The sequence below is a fragment of the Vibrio sp. D401a genome (assembly GCF_030248515.1).
GTDB classification, from domain to species: domain Bacteria; phylum Pseudomonadota; class Gammaproteobacteria; order Enterobacterales; family Vibrionaceae; genus Vibrio; species Vibrio rotiferianus.
In genome coordinates, this window is record NZ_JAHGAI010000009.1 from 1 (window position 1) to 16715 (window position 16715).

Annotated in this window: 17 protein-coding genes; 8 read left to right on the plus strand and 9 right to left on the minus strand. The window is 45.1% G+C overall.

The window, feature by feature from the left end:
- Positions 1 to 17: 17 nt before the first annotated feature.
- Both KIV41_RS05630 and KIV41_RS05635 read right to left on the minus strand, forming a co-directional pair.
- The gene (locus KIV41_RS05630) at positions 18 to 743 is read right to left on the minus strand and encodes a metallophosphoesterase (protein WP_285335873.1); all 726 of its coding nucleotides are present in this window, start codon (positions 741 to 743) and stop codon (positions 18 to 20) included.
- Between the two features lie 93 nt (positions 744 to 836).
- Positions 837 to 1715, minus strand: a complete 879-nt coding sequence (locus KIV41_RS05635; RefSeq protein WP_285335874.1) for an AEC family transporter — start codon at positions 1713 to 1715, stop codon at positions 837 to 839.
- A 527-nt stretch (positions 1716 to 2242) separates the two neighbouring features.
- On the opposite strand from KIV41_RS05635, the gene ihfA reads away from it, so the two are divergent.
- On the plus strand, positions 2243 to 2539 hold the full coding sequence (gene ihfA, locus KIV41_RS05640; RefSeq protein ID WP_010448692.1) for an integration host factor subunit alpha: 297 nt from the start codon (positions 2243 to 2245) through the stop codon (positions 2537 to 2539).
- A gap of 147 nt (positions 2540 to 2686) precedes the next feature.
- Here ihfA and KIV41_RS05645 read toward each other — a convergent pair whose 3' ends face one another.
- Entirely contained in the window at positions 2687 to 3460 is a 774-nt protein-coding gene (locus KIV41_RS05645) for a RelA/SpoT domain-containing protein (RefSeq protein WP_010448694.1), read from the minus strand.
- A 335-nt stretch (positions 3461 to 3795) separates the two neighbouring features.
- Between KIV41_RS05645 and KIV41_RS05650 the strand changes: the two genes are divergently transcribed.
- Entirely contained in the window at positions 3796 to 4446 is a 651-nt protein-coding gene (locus KIV41_RS05650; RefSeq protein ID WP_071236205.1) for a thiopurine S-methyltransferase, read from the plus strand.
- 79 nt (positions 4447 to 4525) lie between these two features.
- On the opposite strand, the gene purT is transcribed toward KIV41_RS05650, so the two are convergent.
- From purT to KIV41_RS05680, 6 genes are all read right to left on the minus strand, one after another.
- Positions 4526 to 5701 carry a formate-dependent phosphoribosylglycinamide formyltransferase gene (purT, locus tag KIV41_RS05655; RefSeq protein ID WP_285335876.1) on the minus strand — a complete coding sequence of 392 codons (1176 nt, stop codon included), beginning with the start codon at positions 5699 to 5701 and terminating at the stop codon, positions 4526 to 4528.
- A 146-nt stretch (positions 5702 to 5847) separates the two neighbouring features.
- The gene (cdd, locus tag KIV41_RS05660) at positions 5848 to 6735 is read right to left on the minus strand and encodes a cytidine deaminase (RefSeq protein ID WP_038886933.1); all 888 of its coding nucleotides are present in this window, start codon (positions 6733 to 6735) and stop codon (positions 5848 to 5850) included.
- 265 nt (positions 6736 to 7000) lie between these two features.
- Positions 7001 to 7678 (minus strand): LrgB family protein, encoded by a 678-nt coding sequence (locus tag KIV41_RS05665; RefSeq protein ID WP_010448701.1) that lies wholly within the window; start codon positions 7676 to 7678, stop codon positions 7001 to 7003.
- A gap of 1 nt (position 7679) precedes the next feature.
- Complete coding sequence (locus KIV41_RS05670; protein ID WP_010448702.1) at positions 7680 to 8054, minus strand: CidA/LrgA family protein; 375 nt, start codon at positions 8052 to 8054, stop codon at positions 7680 to 7682.
- 58 nt (positions 8055 to 8112) lie between these two features.
- Positions 8113 to 9534: an exodeoxyribonuclease I gene (gene sbcB, locus KIV41_RS05675; RefSeq protein ID WP_285335877.1), complete on the minus strand. Its 1422-nt coding sequence runs from the start codon at positions 9532 to 9534 to the stop codon at positions 8113 to 8115.
- 130 nt (positions 9535 to 9664) lie between these two features.
- The gene (locus tag KIV41_RS05680) at positions 9665 to 10360 is read right to left on the minus strand and encodes an NAD(P)H-binding protein (protein WP_285335899.1); all 696 of its coding nucleotides are present in this window, start codon (positions 10358 to 10360) and stop codon (positions 9665 to 9667) included.
- Between the two features lie 651 nt (positions 10361 to 11011).
- Here KIV41_RS05680 and KIV41_RS05685 point away from each other — a divergent pair.
- From KIV41_RS05685 to KIV41_RS05710, 6 genes are all read left to right on the plus strand, one after another.
- The gene (locus KIV41_RS05685; RefSeq protein WP_285335878.1) at positions 11012 to 11623 is read left to right on the plus strand and encodes a flavin reductase family protein; all 612 of its coding nucleotides are present in this window, start codon (positions 11012 to 11014) and stop codon (positions 11621 to 11623) included.
- A 19-nt stretch (positions 11624 to 11642) separates the two neighbouring features.
- Positions 11643 to 12686: a nicotinate-nucleotide--dimethylbenzimidazole phosphoribosyltransferase gene (cobT, locus tag KIV41_RS05690; protein WP_088880665.1), complete on the plus strand. Its 1044-nt coding sequence runs from the start codon at positions 11643 to 11645 to the stop codon at positions 12684 to 12686.
- Positions 12686 to 13492: an adenosylcobinamide-GDP ribazoletransferase gene (locus KIV41_RS05695; protein WP_285335879.1), complete on the plus strand. Its 807-nt coding sequence runs from the start codon at positions 12686 to 12688 to the stop codon at positions 13490 to 13492. The genes cobT and KIV41_RS05695 overlap by 1 nt, the downstream gene beginning before the upstream one ends.
- Entirely contained in the window at positions 13489 to 14022 is a 534-nt protein-coding gene (cobU, locus tag KIV41_RS05700) for a bifunctional adenosylcobinamide kinase/adenosylcobinamide-phosphate guanylyltransferase (RefSeq protein WP_285335880.1), read from the plus strand. The genes KIV41_RS05695 and cobU overlap by 4 nt, the downstream gene beginning before the upstream one ends.
- A gap of 11 nt (positions 14023 to 14033) precedes the next feature.
- Positions 14034 to 14648 carry an alpha-ribazole phosphatase family protein gene (gene cobC, locus KIV41_RS05705; RefSeq protein ID WP_285335881.1) on the plus strand — a complete coding sequence of 205 codons (615 nt, stop codon included), beginning with the start codon at positions 14034 to 14036 and terminating at the stop codon, positions 14646 to 14648.
- An 83-nt stretch (positions 14649 to 14731) separates the two neighbouring features.
- A complete protein-coding gene (locus KIV41_RS05710; protein ID WP_285335882.1) occupies positions 14732 to 16531 on the plus strand; it encodes a M3 family oligoendopeptidase in 1800 nt (599 codons plus the stop codon).
- The last annotated feature ends 184 nt before the right edge of the window (positions 16532 to 16715 follow it).

Below are 16715 nucleotides of genomic sequence, written 5' to 3' on the forward strand. Positions count from 1 at the left end.
TAGAGAATAGAGAATAGCTACAGCCAAATCGTTTCGACGGTAATTCCCTCCTCCTCAAAGCAAAGCTTATTCACGCCAATCCTATCACTTCGATTATATTCATTAATGTCGTGGTCAAACCCGTAGGCCGTCGCCGGTGCCATGTGTTGGGTGATACCTTGTTGTGTGACCGTTAATGCATCATGACCATGCCCGCAAATTACATCTTGAACTTGATGCTTCGCCAAAAGCGCAAGTAAGCTTGCATCGTTTTCCAAGCAAATGGCTTTCATCCATGCTGAACCGACGGGAATAATAGGGTGGTGGACTACAACAATTGGGTTGGTTGTATGGCGAAGCTGTTTATTCAAACGTGCTAGCCCGCGGTTATCGATACGGCCAGAGCCTAAAGGATGGCGCTTATCTAAAGGTTTGGTGCTGGAATCTAAGAACAAGACTTCACGGTTGTGGATTCTCGCTCTATCTGTGACTTTGATACCACTGCCGCTCAGCTCTTGCTTCATCAACTTTGCATCATCGTGGTTGCCCGCAATCGCGAAGATCGACTTATCTTGGATGTGTTCTTCTACAACATTTAGTAGAGTCAGGTAGTCACCCGCTTTGGGGTTGCAACAAAGATCACCAGTAAGCAAAAGGATATTGCAGGAAGCATCTTTCTGAGCAAGGAGCAGGGCTTTACGCAGGTTTTCAAAGCTGGGCTCATCACTTAAGTGGCAATCGCTGATCTGGATAATTGACTTCATAAGGTCTAGTCGCCCCGAGGGTAGTGGGTATTTTTATGCCAGTCTAACATTCAACTCTCCGGTTTTAATAGTAAAGTTGATGGTAGAGAGTAATTAGGAGAGCGATAGGGTGAACATCAGCAATAGCGGTAATGTGAGTATACTGAAGAAGTTGCCAAACAAGACCATTGAAGCGACTGTCATTGGCTCAATGTTCAGCCGCTCAGCAAACAAGTAGTTCATCACGGCTGGTGGAAGCATAGTGAACAGTACCATCATTTGCAGTTGCATTATCGGTAGTGGGATTAGCCAATAAATGAGTGCAAATGCAATCGCGCCTGTCCCAAGTGATTGTGCTGTACACGCGAGGCCTACCTTTAAGCCATCCAACCTCAGATTTAACATCTGTGCGCCCAATGAAAGAAGCATAACTGGGACGGCAGCTTGACCAAGTAATGCCGTTGCTTCATACAGTGGATTCCAAATGCTAACCCCAGAAAGATTCATAGCCAGTGCGAGTGAAGCGGATAAAAAAATCGGCATTTTAATGATTTGTTTAAGCGGGTTACCACTACTAAGAAGCATCACGCCTAAACTGATATGTAAACACGCGGAGACAACAAACAGCAGCACCGCAGAAGGGAGAGCGAGCTCTCCGAAAGTATAAGTGAACAACGGGATCGCTAGGTTTCCGCTATTTCTGAACATATGCGGTGGCGCCCATGCTTTGAAGGATAGATCTGTCAACTTTGTAATTGGCACCATCACAATGCCAGGTACGATTACCGCAATAATAGCGGCAAGCAAAAGAGGAGCTTGACCCATGTCGATCGGCATACTTACTAGAGACGAAAATACGAGTGCAGGCGTGAATACATCCATATTGATGCGATTTATTGGGCGAAAGTCGGGCTTGATAAAGCGACCAACTAAATAACCAACAAAAACCAAAGCAAAGACTGGGAATAGAATGCTGACGACTTGGTGAAGCATATTGGTACTCTGATGGTGAGATGGAATATGAAAACAGTATCAACCTTTCCTTTCACCGTCATGATACAACGTGCAGAATTTTGCTTTTGTTCAAGGTTTCATTTTTTTACCAGATCAGTAGAAACTGAATAAAAACTCCAATGAATACAACTGGTCAGATCTATTTTCAGAGTGACTCAAACTACTGAAAAACTGAGAAGTTTTATGTCAATTGTTTGTAAAGTGACCAGTATCTGACATTTTTATTAAATAGTGAATAATCTTGTTTTGATGTTTGAAACTAGTAATTTAGACTGGATAGCTTCCTAACTTTAGAGGGAATTAAAGTAAAATCTGGAAATACTGGTGAGTAAAGTACTTCGATGGTGAAATATTCGGTATATTAGCAAAGAAAAAAGTTGGCGAAAATCATAAGCTTGGCATACACTTCCTGATGTAACCCCGATATGTTGTTGAATTGGTAGGGTAAAACTGCTCTGGCGCTACACTAAGGTAGCATTGTTTAACATAGCTTTGAGGAAAGTTTTATGGCGCTCACAAAAGCCGAACTTGCAGAAAACCTGTTTGATAAATTGGGATTTAGTAAACGGGACGCCAAGGAAACGGTGGAAGTGTTTTTTGAAGAAATTCGTAAGGCACTCGAAAGTGGCGAACAGGTAAAACTGTCAGGTTTTGGTAATTTTGACCTTCGTGACAAAAACGAACGACCTGGTCGTAACCCGAAAACTGGTGAAGATATTCCAATTACTGCTCGACGAGTCGTTACGTTCCGCCCGGGTCAGAAGTTAAAAGCTCGCGTAGAGAACATAAAGATTGACCAGTAAGCCATGTGACATGGAATGAGACCACGCTTTGTCGTGGTCTTTTTGTTTGTGTTTTTCAGTAGTGGCTAAAGAACAAATAAAACCACCGCAATAGCGGTGGTCTTTAGTATTGGGTAGGTTAGCTTAGCTGTTTGGAAGACTTCTACTTTAAGCAGCTTCTAAGTGTGTTGTTAGGTATGGATGCCAAGCGCCCTGGTACAAGTTTTTCGATTGAGTGCGCATGCTTTTTATCGATGCCATTTCGATATCGTTTAGGTTACGACCCTCTACTAGCGCTTGACGCTCTAGCTTCTGAATTTGTTCGTACAAATCGTGTTCAGGGCCGTTCTTTACATCAGCGATTGCTTTTAGGTGCAATTGAACTTCGGCAATAAGGTTAGTTTTAGGAAGGCGAACCAACAGGTTCAAGTCACGGTACCCAGATACAGTTGGCTTTTTGAAGCGGTTTTTGACTTTTACGATAGTTGTCTCACGCTCCAATGCTTCATACACAGATACTAGGCTCGCTACATCATCAGCGACGATGGTCGCACGTGCTAAGTCAGTAATACGTTCGACTTGGCCGTCAAGTTCGAGGGCAATCTTTTCTTCGGCACGATGTTGAGATTTAACGCCTGCGAAGTATGGCTGAGCGTCAGTTAGAAGGGCTGTACTCTTACAGATGGTTTCAAGCTCGAACTGTGCTTGGTGAGCTTTACTATAAAGGACGTCGAAATCTGAATAAGGTTGAGTTGGTCTAGAGTCGATTGACTGAATGCCATATAGACCACTAAGGCTATGCTTGAACAATTTTGAGCAAACTTCGTTTTGGCTAGCAGAACGATCTTGCTCGTTACTCGGGACATTTGGAAGTGCGGCGAATGCCGGCGCACGGCTTAGTACTAAAAGCATCAATGCTGTAGTACGTAAAAATAAGCTCATTCACTCTCCTTAACTTGTTTGCACTTAGAAAATGGGTAACGAAAAGGTCACTAAGATTAACAAATCAGGTTCTACCTAATTAATGGGGCCTCTATGAACGATCCCAAGGTCGACTTTTATCCTTATAGTAGAATCGTGTTCTAGATCACCATTTTTCCTTCCTTTATTCTGACAACCAGAAAAAGCAAGGGTTCCTTCTTGAACGATAGTCATCCTACCATCGCAGTATTAACCAAAGATGAACGCCATAGACAAATTTGGAAAAATCATTAGTCTTAGTCCACAAAGTTGCGCTAAGCGCTCATTACAATTATCAGCCGACAAGTAGAAGTAAAATGAGAGATCAAGAATTTTGGCACACTAAGTGGGCCAGTAATCAAATTGGGTTTCACCTTGAAGATGTGAATCCACTGTTACCTGCATTTTGGCAGCACACGAACCCAAAACGTGAAGACACAGTGCTGGTTCCATTATGCGGCAAGTCAGAAGACCTAATCTGGCTTGCGACGAAACACAATGAAGTGCAGGGTGTGGAACTGAGCCAAATTGCCGTGCGTGCATTTTTTGCTGAACATTTTTACACACCTACCGTAACACCAGTTAACGGTATGCATGAGCTGTATCAGTTCGATGAGCTATCCATTTATACTGGCGACTTTTTTACCGCCCCAGTTTCAAAAGCGGACATCATTTATGATCGTGCTGCACTCGTTGCATTGCCGCTAGAGATGCGAGAAGAATACGCCGCACGCGTTAAGCAGTTACTAAACCCTGGCGGACGTATTTTATTAGTGACGCTCAACTATCCTCAGGATGAGATGTCAGGCCCTCCGTTCAGTGTGCCAGTCGAGGAGATCGAACAGTTGTTTGCGGGTTACAAAATTACTTGTTTGCACGTAGACAAGGCCGACGAGAACCATCCGAAAATCGCTAAGAAAGGGCTCAGCCGTTTCTCTGAAGAAGTGTATTTAATCGAGAGCAAGTAGTGGTTTATTCGAGTCTACACAAAGAAAAAGCGCAGCCAATTGAGCTGCGCTTTTGTTTTTCTTGTGTGGATTCGCGGAATTAGTAAACGATCTGTACTTTAGAAGCGTTGTTCACTGCATCTTCAATCGAATTTTCAATGGTCTTGCGACGGGTTAAAACGACACCCAAGCGGCGGCGGCCGTCGATTTCAGGCTTACCAAACAAACGAACTTGAGTTTGTGGCTGAGCCAGTGCTTTGGCAAGATTGTCAAAGCGGATATCAGTTGATGTACCTTGGCCTAAAACAACCGCGGATGCAGATGGCCCATACTGAACGATGCTGTTAATCGGCATGCCAGTAAACGCGCGTACGTGAAGCGCGAACTCAGACATATCTTGAGAAATCATCGTCACCATGCCGGTATCGTGCGGGCGAGGGGAGACTTCGTTGAAAATAACTTTGTCTCCTTTAACAAATAGCTCCACACCAAAGATGCCGTAGCCACCTAGCGCATTAACAACTTTCTCAGCCGTGTATTCTGCTGCTTTGATTGCATTCTCTGACATGGCTTGTGGCTGCCATGACTCACGGTAGTCACCGTCTTCTTGTCGGTGTCCGATCGGCGCACAGAAATGTACACCATCGACTGCACGTACTGTTAGCAACGTGATTTCGTAATCGAAATCGATAAAGCCTTCTACAATGACACGGCCAGCACCAGTACGGCCACCTTCTTGTGCGTATTCCCAAGCGGTTTGAACGTCTTCTTCCGTTCTAATCACGCTCTGACCTTTGCCCGAAGAGCTCATCACTGGTTTAACAACACATGGGATACCTACATGTTCAACCGCCGCTTTAAAGTCTTCAAAGTTGTCTGCAAACTGGTAAGGAGAGGTGGTTAAGCCCAATTCTTCAGAAGCGAGCCTACGGATACCTTCTCGGTTCATTGTTAACTTGGTCGCTTTTGCAGTAGGAACAACGTTCAAGCCTTTTTCTTCTAACTCAACCAATTTGTCAGTCGCGATAGCTTCAATCTCAGGCACTACATACGCAGGCTGCTCTTTGCTGATGATTTCTTCTAGTGCTTGGCCGTCAAGCATATCGATGACGTAGCTGCGATGCGCCACTTGCATTGCTGGAGCATCGGCGTAACGGTCACATGCGATCACTTCCAAGCCAAGACGTTGGCATTCAATTGCCACTTCTTTACCAAGCTCGCCTGAGCCCAAAAGTAATACACGGGTAGCATGAGTGCTAGTAGCAGTACCGAACATAGTGTTCCCTTACAAAATAAAGTGATGAAACAGAAATTGCAGGGGATCATACTGAATTTTTAGTTCGAAGCAAACGTTTGCGTGGATTTTTTGATAATAAAAAAGCCCTACACAGAGTAGAGCTTATTACTTGAGGCCTGAATGAGTTAAACGTTCACAAAACTTACTGGAATATCAGGGTTTAGTGCCTCTAGCGTCGATTGAGTATCAGCTAGGTGGCTGATCTTGCCTTGCGAGTTCTCGACTAGTGCCGCTGCTTTGATGTTTTCAAACTGCTCTCCTGCCATCAGGATTTGAATTAGTGCAACCTGAAGTGGAGGTAGGCTAGGGTTGAATGCTGCGTTTTCTGCATAAGCCCCTTGGAATACGCGACCACTGTTCATCTCAAGAGCAATACCACTGAGGTTGTTCGTGTAAGGCGCGTGGCTGATGTTCATTGCGTTAACAGCTTCTTGAATCAGAGTATCGTCTTCATCGTAAACAAACTCGTGTTTCACTTCCGCCATCAAACCTGACTCAATACCTAAGTCTGCAGGGCCAAACGCCTCAGGAAGGTAGTGATGCAGTGATTTTTCTTCGCGTTCTGGTAATTGGATCTTAAGCTCTTTCGCAGTGCTTAGCTCATTCATGAACTGTCTACAGTGTCCGCATGGGCTGTAGTTGATGGTGATGTCTTTTACACCACGTTCACCTTTCATCCATGCATGGCTAATTGCACATTGCTCTGCGTGAACGGTTTGCCCTAGCTGAACGCCAAAGAATTCCATGTTTGCACCGAAGTAAAGGCGACCAGAAAGGCCACGAACGATCGCGCCAACATAAAATTCAGAAATAGGAGCGTAAGAGAACGCTGCGGCAAAAGGAAGTAGAGCAACACGAAGCTCTTTATCAGAAAGATTGGTAGCGTTTAGCAGCTCATCAAACTGTTGCTCAGAAATAGTAGCATCAAAATCGTCTGCTTGGACGATAGGAGCAAGATGTTTTGAAAGTGCTTCAGGAGCGCTTGCTAGCGCCTGTTCAATGCGACTTTTCATGTTGAATCCTTGTTAGTGCATGGACAGTTATTCTATGTGAAGGATGAAAATGTTCCGTGCTTTAGATCACGTTAATTGATGTAATTGAACTTTACGTTACATAATTAGAGTGAGGTCACACATGTATTCGATTTCATCACGATTTAACGTTATCTCTGTCCCACTAATAACTATATCAACTGATATTCATACTGCGAGTTTTCTAGGAGAGGCTATGACCCGCTCGCTTTAGAGGAGAGTAAAGCAAGGCAGGTCATTGAGGTCTTTATTGGTACAACCAAACAGCTAAAGCAAAGAAGCTAGGCGCAAGGATAGAAGTGATGATGCCACAAAGCACTAATGCAAGGGACGAGAAGGCAGCATCGCCTGGTTGTTTTTCTGCACAGGTGGCAGTGCCCAAAGCATGCGATACCGTACCCATCGTTAAGCCGCGTGCAATAGGGTGTTTGATGCCAATGAGGTTAAAGATCGGGTACGCGAGAATGGCACCGAATAAGCCCACAATAAGCACTAGAATAGCGGCAACAGCAGCTTCACCACCCAGGTGGCTAGAAATCTCCATTGCGATAGGTGTCGTTACCGACTTGCCGACTAAGCTTGCAATCAAGCTGATGTCTGCTTTAAACGCTACCGCGATGAGCGTCGCTGTTAGCATTGACATTACACTACCTAACGTACAGGCCAGAGCGATAATGCGCCAGTTTGATTTGATCTGTGGCAGTTGCTCGTACAGCGGGTACGCCAGTGCAACAACGGCTGGTTGCAGCAAGAAGCTGATGTATTCGTTGTCTGCGTAGTACGTTTCAAATGGCACTTTTAAAAAGGTAAGTAACGGGATTAACACCGCGATGCTGATCAAAAGGGGGTTCGCAATAGGATTATTTACCTTAATAGCAATTTGGCGTGCGGCAAGGAAAACCACAATAGTGACGAGTAACCACATATCAATGTTTCTCCTTTAATAAGTAGTCTAAGAACCACGCTAAGGTGACCAACACAATCAGTGAGCCACCAACTGCACTAGCAATAATAGGAAGCGCGTTCGCTAGTAACATATCAAAGTGCTGCATCAGCCCAACACTGATAGGGACAAAGAGTAGAATCATGTAGCGAATGAAAAGTGTCGCGCCGGGCTTAACCCATTCGACTTTGACTAAGCCAAGAGTCATGGAGAAAAACAGCACAAGCATGCCTAGGACACTTCCAGGAACCGAAATGCCAGCGAACTTTTGAATGGTGTTGCCGATACCAAGTGCTCCCATGATGAGTGCGAGGGAAATGAGCAAATGGATCAGCTGTAATAATCGATCTTTTATCATTTTGACAGCATATAAAACAACAAACACACCCGAAGGTGCGCTTGAACAAGGTAAGAAATTAGGAGGCTAGGCTCTCTACATAACGATAGACAGATTTTAGTATTGCTATCTTTTTTTCGTCACTTTCATGTTCGTGAACTAAGTTCTCTAAATTAAGCATATACTCTTCAATCTGGCTTTCAAAGACTTCACGACAGTGCTGTGCCCAGCGTCTTTGCTCTTGGTCATCTAGTGTGCTTGAGTAGTGACGAGCACGGTAACGAAACAGCAACGGTTTGATGCGCTTGTCATCAAATTCAATATCCAGTGCAGCTAGGTTAGTTGGGTCCGTTTCACGAATGATGTCCATCGCCGCGCGATCAGCTGGCGAGAAAAAACCATCGTAAAGTTGCGTATCTACATCATCACTCTTTTCGTACTCACGCTCAATAGAGAATAGGTTAATGAGTTTCTCACGAATTTCTGGGTGTTGACGTAACAAAGCGAGGTTAGTTAGACATTGCTGACGGTCAATACCAACAGATTCTGCATTCTCAGCAGTGAGTGTTTTCGCTGGCGCTAGAATAGGGCACTTGTTCAGATGCACGAGCTTCACTGGTACAGGGAGTAAGTCACCCAACTCATCACGTTTGGTGTACAAACGCTCTTTTAACTCTTCAGCGGAAAGCTCAAGAATTGGCTGTGGATCTTTTGCCAAATCAATAGTGATAACGGCATTGTTGTTTGTTGGGTGCCAAGCAACAGGCACAATCCAGCTGGTGTACTGGCATTCACGTCCCAACATCCCAGATACGTGCATCAATGGCGTCATGTTAACGATATCGACCAGTTCGTTAAGCTTGCGCTTATTACGCATAGAGAAGAAGTAATCAAACAACTTAGGTTGAGCCGCTTTGATTTTTTTCGCCATCTCAATTGTTGCAATCACGTCTGCCATCGCATCGTGGGCGTTGCTGTGTTCGATGCCATTTGCCACAGATAAATGTTCAAGTTTGAAACTCGGGAAACCTTCATCATTTTCTGGCCATTCCACGCCTTCAGGACGGAGGGCGTGACACGCGCGCATGACGTCAAGTAAATCCCAACGTGAGTTGCCGTTTTGCCAGCTCCACGCATAAGGATCGATAAAGTTGCGGTAACAGGTGTAACGTGTGACTTCATCATCGAATCGAATACTGTTGTAGCCAAGGCTAGTAGTATTTGGTTTAGAAAGCTCTGCGTGGATCTTAGCGATAAATTCAGGTTCAGGTAGACCTTCTTGCATCGCTTTTTGTGGTGTAATGCCAGTGATCAAAGCTGCTTCGGGTGAAGGAAGATAATCAGCGGGTGGGCGACAGTACATCACCAAAGGTTCACCAATGATATTGAAGTTTTCATCAGTGCGGACGCCGGCGAATTGGCTTGGGCGATCTTTGGCTGGACTTGTTCCCCAAGTCTCGTAATCAAAAAAGAAAAAAGTGGGCTGATTATCTTGGTGCATTCTGCTTACCGTTTACGGAACCGATAGGAGTATTAGACCATTCAAAGCTTTGACTCGCAACGAAAGATGCAACGTGACGTTGTGAAAATGAAAAAGCCAAAGCTGAAGAATTCAATTGATTTGAGTTTGATTAGCCAAAGTGTTTAATTAAGTCCAACATTTCCCTTCTATGCAAATAGACAGTGGGCTCTTCTTGGTAGCTGAAAAGTTGATAAATCATTGCCTTAGCGACATCTCTAGCCTGAATCGGTACAAAATCGGCGAGTTTTCCCCACATTAATGGTCGAGTGACCTTAGAAAGTGATTGAATGAGCCTCTCGTCGGTACGGGGTGTATCACGTTGGCCGACTAAGGGACCAGGTCTAGCAAAGACGACTTCTTCGAACCCCATTTTCTCAATGTTCTTTTCCATCTGCCCCTTACAGGCGAGATAATGAGAGAATGATGAAGCTTTCGCTCCCAAGCTTGAAACTATCGCGATTCGTTTCACTCCTATCATTTTCATTTGTTGGGCAACCTTACAGACCAGCTCTACGTCGACTTTTCGTAGCGCTTCCTTACTGCCAGCTTGCTTGAGTGTCGTACCTAAGCAGATTACTCCGATACTAGGAGTTGGCTGTTGTTCATCCCAATTGTGAATGGAAAGCTCGGCATCAATAATAGGCACTATCTTGCTTTCAATGTCGGCAATGTCAGAAAGCGCTCTTCGAGAAAGAGAGTATACGGTTTCTATGCTGGGTTGTGATAGGAGGTTAGCGATGACTTCTTTGCCAACAAGCCCAGTTGCGCCTGCGATTATGACGCAGGTATTTGAATCATTGCTCATCATATCCTTCCTCTTAGAGAACAAGTGCTTAGGCTATTGTAGCTTATTTGTTCAACTAGGTTTTATGTGCAGCTCGAATGTTTGAAGCTTAACGAGCAAGCAAAAGTGAAGTCGATGACATAAATAAAAAGACCCGTAGGGCAAACGGGTCTTTTTCGTTAGGAGAATGATAGGGGTATTTTTCGTCGAGGTGGGCTCCCTGACTTAGCTTTTCCCCTCTGTTTAGGTCGGCGGCTCTGATTGGCAAACATGGCGCCTCGCTGCGTTTATTGGGACACGCTTACATTTGCATCAGTCATGCCAAAACCTGTCAGCGCTATAAAAAGAAAGCCTCTGGTATTGAAATCTGAAATCAAGAAAAACGGGATTTTCATTTAAAACAGTCAGTTAATTTGTTGTGGGCCTAGGCTCTCTACAGCGGTGATTTGATCCTCTCGCTTCTATGTGAAGGGTTTATTCTGAAATTCGACCATTTCATCGATGAAATTAGGTTTCTGAAGCAATGGTTTTGTCAATATGGAAGTCAGATTGGTAAAAGTTGCTGTCAAAATGAGAAAACTAGGTGAAATTGCATGTGAGAGGGGTACACTGATTCTTTCAGAAAATTGAGCTGCGGGCTCATTTGAGATTTTCAAAGACCAAGGACGTCGTATGAACATAGATCTCAGTACGCTTGCACCAACGCAGGTGTACCATTTGATGACTCAAACTGTCATTCCTCGCCCAATCGCTTGGGTGCTCACAGACTCAGGTGAGCAAAACTTCAACTTAGCGCCATTTTCCTATTTTACCGCGGTTTCCAGTCGCCCACCTTTATTGATGATTTCTGTGGGGAAAAAGCCCAATGGAGACATCAAAGACACCACGCGAAATGCATTGGAAACCGGTAAGTTGGTTATCCACATCGCACCGAGCGACCTAGCAGAGCAAGTCACCAAGTCTTCAGCAACGTTAGAGTATGGAGAATCCGAACTGGAAGTTACTCAACTCGAAACAACAGATTTTAAAGGGTTCGAATTACCAAGGCTTTCGGGCGCGCCAATTGCATTTGGCTGTAAGTTACATGAAGTCATTGAGATGGGTGAGACGCCACAAAGTTTAATCTTTGCTGAAATTGAACACATTTATGTTGATGAACGGGTCATATCCATGGAAGGTGATCGTTTAAAAGTCGACGCTCTAGCAGTGGATCCATTAGCTCGCCTCGGTGGAAACGAATATGCCACGCTAGACAAAACGTTTTCTGTCGCCCGCCCAAAATAATTAATAAGGAACCATCATCATGGATCGCTCTTTTGCGCCAGAAATTCAAGCACGTATTGATAATAAAACGAAACCGCTTGGATCACTTGGCCTGCTAGAAAAAGTAGCATTAGAACTGGCGTTGATTCAAAGCCAAGATAAACCTCAAGCTGCGGAAACCATTGAAATTCGCAAACCGACCATGTTGGTATTTGCTGGTGACCATGGTATCGCTGAAGAAGGGGTTAGCATTGCACCAAGTGCAGTTACACAGCAAATGGTGGCTAATTTCCTTTCAGGAGGTGCGGCTATCAACTGTTTTTGTGAGACTAACCAAATCGATTTTAAAGTTATTGACTGCGGTATGTTGTCGCCAATCGATACATTAATCCCAAACTTCAAAGATCATCCCAACTTAATCGAAAAGCGTCTTGGTAACGGTACGGCCAATCTTTCAAAGCAATCTGCGATGTCATTAGAGCAAGTCGCATTGGGCTTGGAGTATGGTGCGAAAGTTGCCGAGCAAAGTATTTACGGCGGTTCTAACTTTCTAATGTTTGGCGAAATGGGCATTGGGAACACAAGCTCGGCGTCTGCGCTATTAACAGCACTTAGCCCGTTAGAGGTCGATCACTGTGTTGGTTTGGGGACGGGAATTACTCATGAGCAGTTTGGCCGTAAGATTAAACTCGTCGCACAAGGTGTTGGGCGTTGCTATGAACTCGATGTGAAAGGTGTTCTCGCGCAAGTCGGTGGGTTTGAAATCGTGCAAATGGTCGGTGCATTCCTAGAAGCAAAACGCCATAAAACGCCAGTTTTAGTAGATGGGTTTATCGTATCTGTTGCCGCTTACGTGGCAACTCTATTGGATGAAGAGTCGCGAGATTACATGTTGTTTGCTCATAACTCAGAAGAGAATGGGCACAAGTTTGTACTGGAATGCTTGCAAGCGGAGCCTCTCTTGGATCTTGGGTTGCGTTTAGGTGAAGGGACTGGAGCAGCACTTGCCTTACCACTAGTGAAAGCGGCGGCTCATTTTTACAACAACATGGCAAGTTTTGAGAGTGCAGGAGTAACGGTGTAGTGTCTGCGCTTGATAATACTATCCCTTCAGAGACTCGTTCTTTGCGTTATCAGAGCGAGCTTTTCTTGCTCGCAGTAAGCTTTTTTAGCCGTATTCCTGTACCTGCTGATTTACCTTACAGTGAAACGCGCATGAACCAAGCGGGCCGGTACTTTGCTTTGGTCGGTGTGTTGCTTGGGTTGTTGTGCGCAGCTGTGTTTTCACTGGCAAGTTTGTTGTTCCCCAACTCAGTTTCTATTGTTCTAACCATGGCTTTCAGCTTACTGCTTACGGGCGCGTTCCATGAGGACGGTTTAACGGATATGGCGGATGGCATTGGTGGTGGTATGACGTTAGAGCGCCGCTTAACCATCATGAAAGACAGCCGCATCGGGACTTACGGCGCGGCAACACTAATGATGGCGCTGCTGGCGAAGTTTGTATTTTGGATCGAGTTAGCTAATGGGTCTCAGTTTTGGCTGATGATCGTCGTGGCGTATACCGTGAGCCGAGCGTTGGCGGCCACTCTCATATATGACATGCCTTACGTTAGTGACGCGGATACCTCGAAAAGTAAACCGTTAGCGAATAAGCAATCGAGCTTAGAAGTCGCGATACTGCTCTTAACTGGTGGAGTCACAGCATTGTTACTAGGCGTGACTCAGGCAGTGGTTATCCTATTGGTATTGGCACTGTTTCGTGTTGGCTTTAAACGCTGGCTGACCAAACGTATCGGCGGATTTACTGGCGATTGCCTTGGTGCCGCGCAGCAGCTTGCAGAGTTGCTTGTTTATCTCACTCTTATCGCATTTAGTCATTCATTATGAAGCAACTTATTCTAGGTGGTGCGCGCTCAGGAAAATCGAGCTTAGCAGAGAGCAGGGCGCAACAGTGGGCACAAAATAAAAACGGAACGCTTCACTATGTGGCGACGGCATTGCCTTTTGATGAGGAAATGAGGCAACGTATTGCTCACCATAAACTGCAGCGAGGGGCTGGGTGGATTGAACATGAATGTCCGCTTAACTTGCCTGAGCTCATTTGTGAGTTTTCGTCTCAAGATGTCGTGTTAGTTGACTGCCTTACGCTTTGGCTCAACAACTGGATCTTTGAACTCGGTGATGGCTGCTGTAATGAGTGGTTAGAGGAAGAAATTGAGCGGTTGGTAAATGCGATAGCACAATCGGGAGCGACGTTGCTTTTTGTCTCTAACGAAGTCGGCATGGGTATCGTTCCGCTTGGCACTGTTAGTCGCCATTTTGTCGATAACGCTGGGCGCATGAATCAAAAACTGGCGACGGTGTGTGAACGTGTCACGTTTGTAGCCGCTGGCTTGCCGCTTGAATTGAAATCTTAGGATGTGAAGAGATGCAAACGCTGAATATTTATCTGCTTCGACATGGCAAAGTAAATGCAGCCCCAGGGTTGCATGGACAAACGGATTTAAAAGTGGATGAAGAGGAGCAACGTAAAATTGCGTTAGCATGGCGGCAAAATGGCAAGGAAGTAGGTGGTATTATTAGCTCTCCATTGTTACGCTGTCACAATGCTGCTCAAATGATAGCTGAACAGGATTTGCTGCCTTTGAGCGTGGAACCCCTGCTTCAAGAGTTGGATTTTGGTGATTTCGATGGTGTCCCATTTGACATGCTTTCTGAGCACTGGCATAAGCTTGAAGCGTTTTGGAAAGCGCCCGCCCAACACACATTGCCCAAAGCTGAAAGTTTGGATGTATTTGCAAATCGCGTAACTTGTGCTTGGTCTCAAATCATTAATGATATCAATGACAACTTGCTTATTGTCACGCATGGTGGCGTAATAAGAATGATTCTTGCCCAAGTTTTGGGCGTAGATTGGCGTAATCCACGATGGTATTCGACATTAGCGATAGGAAATGCGTCAGTAACACATATAACGATTACCATCGATGATCAGATTTACGCCTCAGTTCGTTCGATAGGCGTACCACTATTTGAAAATTAGTCACGGAAGTAGCTTCTGCTTGGTTCTCTTACTTAGTTGAAGGGAAACACGCTTTGGCTCGATTACATCAAAAGGAACCATAAATGACCGCTCCTAGCTGGGATTTATCCATCGTTTATAACGACCTCGCTGACCCTCGTATTCAAGATGACATTGCGCTTGTTGAGCAATGTATTGATCTACTTAATAAACAGTCTGCTGATTGTGACTCGGTTGAAGTGATGCAAAACGCAATCTTAACCAGTGAGGCGGCAAGCCGTTTGGCTGGCACTATTGCTAACTTCGCAAACTGTTACGCATCAGTGGATGCGACAAATGCAGAGGCTAAAGCACTACTCGGTCGTATGACGCGCATTTTCTCCGAGCTTTCTCAAGCTTACAGTGCCTTTGAGCTTAAACTGACTCACGCTGATGAGGAGTTCATTAGCCACGTTTTAGATCATGAAACCCCAGATATCAGTGGCCAGGCGTTTTCAATTCTGAACTCTCGCAAACTGGCTGACACACGCTTAAGCACCGAAGAAGAAAAGCTGTTAGCGGCTATGAGCGTGGATGGAAAATCTGCGTGGGGTAAGTTATACAACAACCTCACGGGCTCTTTGAAAGTGAAGCTTGACTACGCTGATGGTGAAAGTGAAGAGCTTGGCTTCTCGCAAGCAGCAAGCATTCTTTACGGCTCTGAATTTGATCGCCAAGAAGCTGCGTGGCGTGGTGTTCAAAAGGCGATGTCGACACACCAAGAGTCTTTTGCCTCTATCCTTAACGCGCTTTCAGGTTGGCGTTTAACAGAGAACAAAAAGCGTTCTACCAAACGTGATGTTCATTTCCTTGATCCAAGCTTACATGGCAGCCGAATTAAAGCGGAAACGTTGGATGCCATGATGAAAGTGGCTAAAGACAGCCGTGAGATTGGTCAAAAAGCCGGTTTGTTGATGGCTAAGGTTCACGGTCTGGATGAGATGAAACCATGGAATCATCTTGCTGCGATGCCTGTTTTGAGTGGTGAAGCGAAAGTTTATCCTTTCGATGAAGCAATCGACGTCATTTGTGAAGCGTTCGAAACCGTGAATCCAGACATGTCCGAGTTTGTCCGCATGATGGTACAAAATGGCTGGATTGATGCCGCGCCTAATGCCAACAAACGCCTTGGCGCATACTGCACTAAGTTACCGGCAACGCGCACGCCGCTCGTGTTTATGACGTGGAGTGGTAGCCGCTCAGACCTGATGACGCTTGCTCACGAGCTTGGTCATGCCTTCCACAACTGGGTGATTCGTGACTTGCCGCTTTGCCAAACTTACTACCCGATGACGTTGGCAGAAACAGCTTCAATTTTCGCTGAAAACATCGTTCGCGATCATCTGATTTCAAAAGCAGAAAGTGTGGATGATAAGCTCGAAATGTTGTGGGAAGAGCTCTCTTCGACGTTAGCGCTGATGATCAATATTCCAGTTCGTTACGAATTCGAAAAAGCCTTCTACGAGCGTCGCCAAGAGGGTGAACTGACAGCTGATGATTTCTGTGAGCTGATGTCAGAAACGTGGAAAGATTGGTATGGCGATGTGATGAGCGAGGCTGACCCTTATTTCTGGGCGAGCAAACTGCACTTCTCAATTTCTGGGGTGAGCTTCTACAACTACCCATATCTGTTCGGTTTCTTGTTCAGTAAAGGTATCTACGCTCAACGTGAAGCTAAAGGGGAGCGTTTCTACGACGATTACGTAGATCTATTACGTGACACTGGCAACATGATGGCTGAAGAAGTTGTAGACAAGCATCTTTCAATGGATCTGACGCAACCGGAATTCTGGCAGCAGAGTGTAGAGCTAGTTCGTGACAAAGTAGACGAATTTGAACGTTTACTCGCACAACGTGGTGAATAAACGCTAAAAGTTGATCAAATCATAATGATCTTCTTTAGGGCTGTGGTAAAGTTCACAGCCCTAACACTTTGTAATTGTTTAAAAAATAAACGCCTCAATGCTTGATTTGAGTGCATGGCGCGAAAAGGTATGGGATTTTAAATAAATTTGGTGGCTTCTACTCATAAGTGGGATCGCAACAACA